Here is a 920-nt window from a genome sequence, read left to right on the forward strand (position 1 = left end):
TGGTGCCGTGACAATTGGTGTCTGGGTTTCCTCTCGCTCACAATGACGACAGGAATACACATAACGAACATGTCTCTTTACTTTCACTTGGGCTGGAATGACTTGAATTTCTTGCCTTACTTCTGTACTCATTTCATGTAGATCTCCACCACAACACGAACAAACCTGCTCATCTTCGGAAAGACGGTATTCCACCGTTTCCATTGGCAGGTCTTCAAGCATGGCTTCTCTTTGTCCACGTTTTTTACGGCGCGTATACGAAATAGACTCCGTAGGAGTCCCCTCTAGGTTAGGGGCAGCTTCTACCTCTGCTTCGTTAAAAAGAGAAAGCTCGAGTTGATCAGGATCTGTTTTTTCACTAGAAGAGCCAAATCGCTTATGCTGACTAAGGCGAAACTGTTCCTCATACCATTTTAATAGTTGCGTCAATTCTGCAACTTTGGACTCTAGTGATTCACATTTCTCTTGTAAATTTTCAATTGGTTGGGTGGGTGTTTTTGTCGTATTTTCCATACCTAACTTATTCGACAAAACGGTTGAAAATCCTTTAAAAACAGGTGGATTTTTCTGAAAAAATATCAGATTAAATCACAGTTCTCGCAAGTACCTCTGGATGGGCAGAACGCTGCTCAATTGGTAGTCCATCTAGTAGCCAGCGGAACTCTCGTAAGCTAATTTTTTGCACTTCATTACTCTCTTCTTTGGGCCATCGGAACGTTCCGTTCTCTAAACGCCTGTAATACAACCAAAAACCATTTAGTTCCCAGTGAAGGATTTTTAGCTTGTCGCGTTTGCGATTACAAAATACAAAGTAGCTTGGAGAAAAGGGGTCTAAATCAAACCCCTCTTTGACCAATGCCGCTAAGCCATCTATTGACTTTCGTAGATCCGTGCTTCCACGGGCTAGATACACCTGGTGG

Annotated in this window: 2 protein-coding genes; both read right to left on the minus strand. The window is 42.8% G+C overall.

All coding sequences use genetic code 11. The features are described 5' to 3' along the window. Nucleotides 1–513 (minus strand): IS66 family transposase zinc-finger binding domain-containing protein (locus tag ACOI1C_RS22585; protein ID WP_422512884.1); only part of this gene is annotated, 513 nt, incomplete at its 3' end. A 70-nt stretch (nt 514–583) separates the two neighbouring features. Further along, a partial coding sequence (tnpB, locus tag ACOI1C_RS22590; protein ID WP_422512883.1) for an IS66 family insertion sequence element accessory protein TnpB occupies nt 584–920 on the minus strand: 337 nt, incomplete at its 5' end.

This window comes from Bacillus sp. DJP31 (genome assembly GCF_049310945.1).
Classification (GTDB): domain Bacteria; phylum Bacillota; class Bacilli; order Bacillales; family SA4; genus Bacillus_BS.